The sequence below is a fragment of the Burkholderia sp. HAN2018 genome, assembly GCF_024704855.1.
GTDB classification, from domain to species: Bacteria; Pseudomonadota; Gammaproteobacteria; order Burkholderiales; family Burkholderiaceae; genus Burkholderia; species Burkholderia cepacia.
Genome location: NZ_QOBB01000084.1, coordinates 20,352 through 28,310, shown reverse-complemented (window position 1 = coordinate 28,310; position 7,959 = coordinate 20,352). Strand labels below are relative to the sequence as shown.

Annotated in this window: 8 protein-coding genes; 2 read left to right on the top strand and 6 right to left on the bottom strand. The window is 66.8% G+C overall.

Annotated features, from left to right (window positions below; translation table 11 throughout):
* The 5 genes from DPV74_RS21070 to DPV74_RS21050 form a co-directional block, all read right to left on the bottom strand.
* Window positions 1-466 (bottom strand): alpha/beta hydrolase fold domain-containing protein (locus DPV74_RS21070; RefSeq protein ID WP_162923099.1); only part of this gene is annotated, 466 nt, incomplete at its 3' end.
* Window positions 467-499: 33 nt separating this feature from the next.
* Complete coding sequence (locus DPV74_RS21065) at window positions 500-988, bottom strand: thioesterase family protein (protein ID WP_021161452.1); 489 nt, start codon at window positions 986-988, stop codon at window positions 500-502.
* A 21-nt stretch (window positions 989-1,009) separates the two neighbouring features.
* Window positions 1,010-1,975, bottom strand: a complete 966-nt coding sequence (locus tag DPV74_RS21060) for an L-carnitine dehydrogenase (RefSeq protein WP_021161453.1) — start codon at window positions 1,973-1,975, stop codon at window positions 1,010-1,012.
* 87 nt (window positions 1,976-2,062) lie between these two features.
* On the bottom strand, window positions 2,063-2,992 hold the full coding sequence (locus tag DPV74_RS21055) for a 3-keto-5-aminohexanoate cleavage protein (protein ID WP_119337895.1): 930 nt from the start codon (window positions 2,990-2,992) through the stop codon (window positions 2,063-2,065).
* A gap of 79 nt (window positions 2,993-3,071) precedes the next feature.
* Entirely contained in the window at window positions 3,072-4,025 is a 954-nt protein-coding gene (locus DPV74_RS21050) for a choline ABC transporter substrate-binding protein (RefSeq protein WP_059698393.1), read from the bottom strand.
* Window positions 4,026-4,636: 611 nt separating this feature from the next.
* On the opposite strand from DPV74_RS21050, the gene DPV74_RS21045 reads away from it, so the two are divergent.
* Complete coding sequence (locus DPV74_RS21045) at window positions 4,637-6,220, top strand: isocitrate lyase (protein WP_021161457.1); 1,584 nt, start codon at window positions 4,637-4,639, stop codon at window positions 6,218-6,220.
* An 86-nt stretch (window positions 6,221-6,306) separates the two neighbouring features.
* On the opposite strand, the gene DPV74_RS21040 is transcribed toward DPV74_RS21045, so the two are convergent.
* The gene (locus DPV74_RS21040) at window positions 6,307-7,206 is read right to left on the bottom strand and encodes a LysR family transcriptional regulator (RefSeq protein WP_119337894.1); all 900 of its coding nucleotides are present in this window, start codon (window positions 7,204-7,206) and stop codon (window positions 6,307-6,309) included.
* Window positions 7,207-7,328: 122 nt separating this feature from the next.
* On the opposite strand from DPV74_RS21040, the gene DPV74_RS21035 reads away from it, so the two are divergent.
* Window positions 7,329-7,772: a DMT family transporter gene (locus tag DPV74_RS21035; RefSeq protein ID WP_059698543.1), complete on the top strand. Its 444-nt coding sequence runs from the start codon at window positions 7,329-7,331 to the stop codon at window positions 7,770-7,772.
* Window positions 7,773-7,959: the final 187 nt, after the last annotated feature.

The following is a 7,959-nucleotide window of genomic DNA, read 5'->3' as shown; positions in this document are numbered from 1 at the left end:
CCGCGAGCGTCAGCGGAGGCGCGCACGGCCCGAACGGCCAGCGCGCGTCGCGTGCGGCGCGCGTGACGGCCAGGCAATCTTCGAGCGCGGCCGGCGCGCGATGCTCGGGCGCCAGCCGGTAGTCGACCGCGATCACGTCGAGCCCCGTATCGGCCGCCAGTTGCGCGGTGATCAGCGCATGACTGTCGAGCGAGCCGACGACGAAGCCGCCGCCATGAAAGAACAGCACCGTGCCGCGCGGCGCACCCTGCGCGGACGTGTAGCGCCGCAGCGCGATCGCGCGGCCGTCGGGCGCCTGCCAGACGGCGTCCTGCTGCACGATGCCGGCCGGCAGCGCGGCCGGCGTCCACTCGGCCGCGAAGCGGTCGTAGAGGCGGCGCTGCTCGACGGGCGAGCGTACGGCCGCGTCGGCCGGATACCACGCGTCGACGGCAGCGACGAACGCCGCGATTTCCGGTTCGAGCATCGTGTGCGCTCCGCGCTTGAAGGTTCGCGCCCGCTATCGGCGCGGCGGCAACGCGATCACGCGGCCCGCATACGCGGGCGCCGCGCAATCGCGCTGCAATGCATGCAGCCCGGCCACGCGTGCGGCCACGTCGTCGTCGAACGGCGCCGATTTCGCGCCGTCGCGCGTATCGACGTGCAGCAGCATCTGCTCGCTCGCCGATACCGCATCGTCATGCCCGTCCGCGAACAGCTCGAGATACAGGTGCAGCCGCTTCGCGTCATGCGCCAGCACGCGCGCATCGACACGCACCTGCGTGCCCTCCTTGATCTCGTGCAGGTAGTTCACGTGCGCTTCGAGCGTGTAGACCGAGCGGCCCCGCTCGCGACGCGCGGCGTCGTCGAGGCCGATGCGATCCAGCAGCGCATCGGTCGCGAAGCTGAAGATCAGCAGGTAGAACGCATCGCGCAGGTGGCCGTTGTAGTCGACCCATTCGGGCCGCACCACGTCGCGGTATATCGTCAGCGGGGTATCGCCGGTCATCGCCTTCAGTCCTTTAGTCCCTTAGTCCTCGAATCGCATCCCGTGCCGCGCCTTCACCGCGGCGATCGACTTCAGCACCTCGGTGATGCACTCGTCGCGATAGCGCTCGAGTTCCTTGATGCTGCGCGTGCCCTGCTGTTCGGTCGTGCCTTCGACGACGCTGTCGATCAGCGCATCGGTGAGCGTGGGCGCGACCAGCTTCGTCCACGGCAGTTCGAGCGCGGGGCCGAACTGCTGCATGAAGTGTCGCATGCCCGCGTCGCCGCCGGCGAGCGTGTAGGTCAGGAAGGTGCCCATGAACGACCAGCGGATGCCCGCGCCGAAGCGGATTGCGTCGTCGATCTCGCCGGTCGTCGCGACGCCTTCGTTGACGAGGTGCAGCGCCTCGCGCCACAACGCTTCGAGCAGCCGGTCCGCGATGAAACCCGGCACTTCCTTGCGCACGTGCAACGGCCGCATGCCGAGCTTGCGATAGATCTCCATCGCGCCTTCGACCGCTTCCGGCGACGTGCGCGCGCCGCCGAGCACCTCGACGAGCGGCAGCAGGTAGACGGGATTGAACGGGTGGCCGACCACGCAGCGCTCCGGATGCGTCGCCCGCGCGTAGAAATCCGTCGGCAGCAGGCCGGACGTCGACGACGCGATGATCGCGTCGGGTTTCGCCGCGCGGCTGATCTGCTCGTGCAGTTCGAGCTTCAGCGCCTCGCGCTCGGGCGCGCTTTCCTGGATGAAATCGGCATCGGCGACGCACGCTTCGATCGTCTCCACGAAACGCAGCCGCGCGGGATCGGCGCCGGGCGCGAGGCCGACGCGCTCGAGCGCGGGCCACGCGTTCGCGACGTTCGCGCGCAGCCGTTCTTCCGCGCCCGGCGCGGGGTCCCAGACGACCACGTCGAGACCGTGCGCGAGCGCGCGGGAAATCCATCCGCTGCCGATCACGCCGGTGCCGATGGCGGCGAACGTCTTGATGTCGGTCTTCACAGCCATGTCAACGCATCCTTCAAATCAGGGGAAATCGGTGGGCGGCCGCGCTGGGCGTGCCGCCGCGTCATGTCGGTCAGTCGGCGCAGCCGCTCACGCGAACTCGGCGACCGCTCGGCGTTCGAGCAGACGCTCGCCCCGTGCGGGCAAGCCGAGCTTGCGGCGGCCTTCGGCCGGCGTCAGCACCCGGGCGCCGAGCCGTTCGACGATCTCTCGCGCGCGCTCGACGAGCGTGCCGTTGGTCGCGTGCACGCCGCGATCGAGCCAGATGTTGTCTTCGAGGCCGACGCGCACGTGGCCGCCGAGCAGCATCGCCTGCGCGACCATCGGCATCTGCATGCGGCCGATCCCGAAGCCCGCCCAGTGCGCACCCGGCGGCAGGTTGTCGACCATCGCCTTCATCGTGCCCGTATCGGCCGGCGCGCCCCATGGAATGCCGAGGCACAGCTGGAACAGCGGCGGATCGTCGAGCAGCCCTTCCTTCAGCAGTTGCTTCGCGAACCACAGATGGCCCGTGTCGAAGATTTCCAGCTCCGGCTTCACGCCGAGTTCCTGGATGCGCTTCGCGCCGGCGCGCAATTGCGCGGGCGTCGACACGTAGATGTAGTCACCGTCGCCGAAATTCAGCGTGCCGCAGTCGAGCGTGCAGATTTCGGGCAGCAGCTCCTCGACATGCGCGAGGCGCGTGAGGCCGCCGACCAGGTCGGTGCCCTTGCCGAAACGCATCGGGTCCTCGCCCGGGCCGATCTCGAGATCACCGCCCATGCCGGCCGTCAGGTTGATGATCACGTCGACGTCGGCCGAGCGGATGCGGTCGACCACTTCGCGGTACAGGTTCGGATCGCGGCTGCCGCGCCCCGTCTGCGGATCGCGCACGTGGCAGTGCGCAACGGTCGCGCCGGCCTTCGCGGCCTCGATCGCGGCGGCCGCGATCTCCTTCGGCGTGACCGGAATCGCCGGATGCTTGCCGACCGTATCGCCCGCGCCGGTGACGGCGCAGGTGATGATGACTTCGTGGTTCATGCTGGTTGCCTCGCTTGACTCGGGTTGTGTCGCATTGCGGGTGTTTCGTCAGGGCGCGCCGAGAGCGGCGCGCGGGCCGTCACAGGCCGAGATACGCCTTCACGGCCGGCAGCCCGTCCTTGCCGTCGAACGTCTTGACGCCCGCGAGCCACGGATCGAGCACCTGCGGGTTCTTCTTCAGGTACGCCTTCGCGGCGTCGGCCGGCTTCGTCTTGTTCATCACCGACTGCATCAGCTGGTTCTCGAGCTGCGTCGAGAAGCGCAGGTTCGTGACGAGCTTGCCCGCGTTCGGACAGCGCGCGATGAAGTCGGGCGCCGTCAGCGTGTACACGCGCGCTTCGCCGTAGTTCGGGCCGAACGCCGCGTCGCCGCCGGACAGGTAGTTCATGCTCAGCTGGATGTTCATCGGATGCGGTTCCCAGCCGAGGAACACGACCCACTTCTTCTCGCGGATCGCGCGCTCGACCGTCACCAGCATCCCGGCCTCGCTCGATTCGACGAGCTTGAAGCCGCCGAGCCCGTACTGGTTCGTGTCGATCATCTTCTGGATCGTCGCGTTCGCGCTGCTGCCCGGCTCGATCCCGTAGATCTTGCCGTCGAGTTCCGCACGGTGCTTCGCGATGTCCTCGAAGGTCTTCAGGCCGGCCTGGTATTCGTAGCTCGGCACCGCAAGCGTCGCCTTCGCGCCGGACAGGTTCGGCGGTTCGACGACGTTGATCGACTTGCTGTCGAGGAACGGCTGGAGCTGCTTCTGCTGCACGGGCCACCAGTAGCCGAGCGACACGTCGAGCTGCTTGCTCTTCAGGCCGGCGAACGAGATCGGCACTGACGCGATCGTCGTGGTCGGCTTGTAGCCGAGCGCCTCGAACACGGTCGACGCGAGCGCCGTGGTCGACGTGATGTCGGTCCAGCCGATATCCGCGAAACGCACGGTGCGGCAGGTCGCGGCATCCGTTTCGGCCCATGCCTCATGCGTGAACGCGCCGGTCGCCAGCACGGCCGCGGCAAGCGCGGCAATCTTCGTCGACTTCATGGTTCGGTTCCTCCCTGTTGGACTCGTGGCAGCCGGTGCGCGGGGTGTGCGCCGACCTGCATCGTGGGAGTAAAAGTAACGAGCCATATTGGTCGCGAGAAGACCGGCGGCGACCTGTTCTTGACTGTTTGCGACTATGAGTGGAAACCACTAGGTTTCTTGAAAGGCTTGTTGGACGGGGTTCTTGCGCGTATTGCGGGGGAATTCAGCTTGTCCACGTGCGGCGCGATGCTTGGGGTTCCGCCAGGACGAAACGGAGCGCCGGTGCGGCTTCTGGCCCGGCACGCGCACGCCGCACCGACGAACGGGTGTCATGGACGCATGTGAAGCTGGCCCGGCCTCCAGCAGCCGAAAGCGCGTTTCGTATTGCGGAATCCACGCCAATTTCCCGCGCCGCCGCGTTTTCGCCGCTTGAAAACTTGTTTTGCATCGCAAAAACAGCAACGTAACCCATTGAAAAACAACAAAAAATAATGTCTTATGTCTTATATAAGACATCACCAAAAGCTCAACGGGCGGCGTTACTATTTATCCCATGCAGTTCGCTGCGACAGACGTAGCGGGCACGCTCAACCAGTTACTCAAACGCGCTTTGCTCCCAGGAGATTGACATGGCCCAGTATCAAGACGACATCAAGGCAGTTGCCGGTTTGAAGGAAAACCACGGCAGCGCGTGGAATGCGATCAGCCCCGAGTACGCCGCCCGCATGCGTGCCCAGAACAAGTTCAAGACGGGCCTGGACATCGCCAAGTACACCGCGAAGATCATGCGTGCCGACATGGCCGCCTACGACGCCGACCCGTCCAAGTACACGCAGTCGCTGGGTTGCTGGCACGGCTTCATCGGCCAGCAGAAGATGATCTCCATCAAGAAGCACTTCAACAGCACCGAACGCCGCTACCTGTACCTGTCCGGCTGGATGGTCGCCGCGCTGCGCTCCGAGTTCGGCCCGCTGCCGGACCAGTCGATGCACGAAAAGACCTCGGTCAGCGCGCTGATTCGCGAGCTCTACACGTTCCTGCGCCAGGCCGACGCGCGTGAACTGGGCGGCCTGTTCCGCGAACTCGATGCCGCCAAGGACGCCGCCGCGAAGGCCGCGATCCAGGACAAGATCGACAACCACGTCACGCACGTCGTGCCGATCATCGCCGACATCGACGCCGGTTTCGGCAACGCGGAAGCCACGTACCTGCTGGCCAAGCAGTTCATCGAAGCGGGCGCATGCTGTATCCAGATCGAAAACCAGGTGTCCGACGAGAAGCAGTGCGGCCACCAGGACGGCAAGGTCACCGTGCCGCACGAGGACTTCCTGGCCAAGATCCGCGCGATCCGCTACGCGTTCCTGGAACTGGGCGTGGACGACGGCATCATCGTGGCCCGTACCGACTCGCTGGGCGCCGGCCTGACCAAGCAGATCGCCGTGACCAACACGCCGGGCGACCTGGGCGACCAGTACAACGCGTTCCTCGACTGCGAAGAACTGTCGGCCGACCAGCTGGGCAACGGTGACGTGGTCATCAAGCGCGACGGCAAGCTGCTGCGTCCGAAGCGCCTGCCGAGCAACCTGTTCCAGTTCCGCGCCGGCACGGGCGAAGCGCGCTGCGTGCTCGACTGCATCACGTCGCTGCAGAACGGCGCCGACCTGCTGTGGATCGAAACCGAAAAACCGCATATCGCGCAGATCGGCGGCATGGTCAGCGAGATCCGCAAGGTCATCCCGAACGCGAAGCTGGTGTACAACAACAGCCCGTCGTTCAACTGGACGCTGAACTTCCGTCAGCAGGCGTACGACGCGATGAAGGCGGCAGGCAAGGACGTGTCGGCATACGACCGTGCTCAGCTGATGAGCGTGGAGTACGACGAGACGGAACTGGCCACGCTGGCCGACGAGAAGATCCGCACGTTCCAGGCGGACGCATCGCGCGAAGCAGGTATCTTCCACCACCTGATCACGCTGCCGACGTACCACACCGCCGCGCTGTCGACCGACAACCTGGCCAAGGAATACTTCGGCGACCAGGGCATGCTGGGCTACGTGGCCGGCGTGCAGCGCAAGGAAATCCGTCAGGGCATCGCCTGCGTGAAGCACCAGAACATGTCCGGCTCGGACATCGGCGACGACCACAAGGAATACTTCAGCGGCGAAGCAGCACTGAAGGCGGCAGGCAAGGACAACACGATGAACCAGTTCTGATCGTCGCCATACCGGAAGCACGACGCCAGCCCGTTTCGACGGGTTGGCGTTTTTTTTATCCGGCGGGATGACGCACGGGGTGCCCGTCAGGCATCGTCCCGCGCGCTTCCCGCTGCGATCACGCGCACGAACGCGTCCGCCAGCGCCGTCGGCTCGACCGGCAGCACCAGCGCGCACGCCGATTTTGCATCGTCATCCGAGATCGGCACGAAGACGACCCCGTCGATGCCGAGGCTCGCCATCCGTTCCGGCACAATCGCCACGCCCTGCCCGGCCGCGACGAGATTCAGCATCGACGTCTTCGGCGACACGATCCGGGCGGTCGCGGGCACGAATCCCCGTTTCAGGCAAAGGTCGATCACGACGCGCGCCAGCCCGCCCCGCTCCCGATGCACGGCCGATACGAACGGCTCGTGCCGCAGCCGCGAGATCGCGGTGCGCCGGCGGCCCGCCAGCGGGTGATCGGCCGCCACCGCCACGCACAAGCGCTCGGCCGCGAGCTCGACGAAACGGACGCGCGGATCGCGGCGCAGCACCGGCACACGAACGATCCCGATATCGGCGTTACCGTTCGCGATCTCCAGCACCTGATCCTCGGACGACGCGCGGTCGAGATCGATCCGCGCACCCGGGCACGCGCTCATGAAACGCTCGAGCACCGGCATCAGGCTGCCGACGGGAACGGTGCTCGAATGCAGGAGCCGCAATACGCCCGCTTCACCGCGCGACAACCGTGCGCCCTCCTCGGCCGCGGCAGCCAGGGTCGCCGGAATCGACGCGACGCGATCGCGATAGATCGCGCCGGCCGCCGTGAGCCGCACGCCCCTCGGCTCCCGGTCGAACAGCGCGAACCCCAGTTCGTCTTCCAGTTGACCGATCTGCCGGCTCAGCGCCGACTGCGCGACGTGGAGCGCGCTCGCGGCCGGCGTGAAGCCGCCGAGATCGGCCACGGTCAGGAAGTACTGAATTTGCCTCAGGGATGGCATGCCGAAACGAGATGGATAAGCGCCCGATTTGATATTTGCGTTATACCGTCGCGCTTCCCAGAATGGAAGCCTGCCGTGCCGGAACCGCCGTCACGGGCCACATCGCCGGAGCCGCCCTCTTCGTGACTACCCTCCTGTCGTATCTGCTGGCCGTCGCCGCCGGCATCAGCGTGGCGTTGCAACAGGTGCTCAACGCCAACCTCCGCGCGCAGCTCGGCTCGCCATGGTGGGCCGGGTCGGTCAGCTACCTCGTCGGCCTGGCCGCGATGCTCGCCGTCGCACTCCTATCCCCGCATCCTCGCCTGAGCGGCACCGTCGCCGATGCGGGGTCGTGGTTCAGCTGGACCGGCGGATTCTTCGGCGCGGTGTTCGTCGGCATCGCGATCCTGATGGTGCCGCGACTGGGCGCCGCGACGACGCTCGCGCTGATCGTCGTCGGGCAGATGACCGGCGCGCTCGTGTTCGACCATTTCGGTGTGCTCGGCATCCAGCAGCATTCGGCCAGCCCGATCCGCCTGGCCGGTGCGGCGTGCCTCATTCTCGGCGTGGTGCTGGTTCGTGCGTGATGCGTTCGTGGCGTTCGTGGTATTCGTTGCGTTCGCGCGTGCGCTCGGATGTCGTGCTTCGACCCGGCCGGCTGGCCTTGCGCACCGCCTGGCGCCGCATCGAGCGGATGCTTCAGGTCGAGCGCGCCTGCGCCGAACGGGATCGGCGCGTGGCAGCAGCCCGCCGCCGGCGCCCGGCCGCGATGCC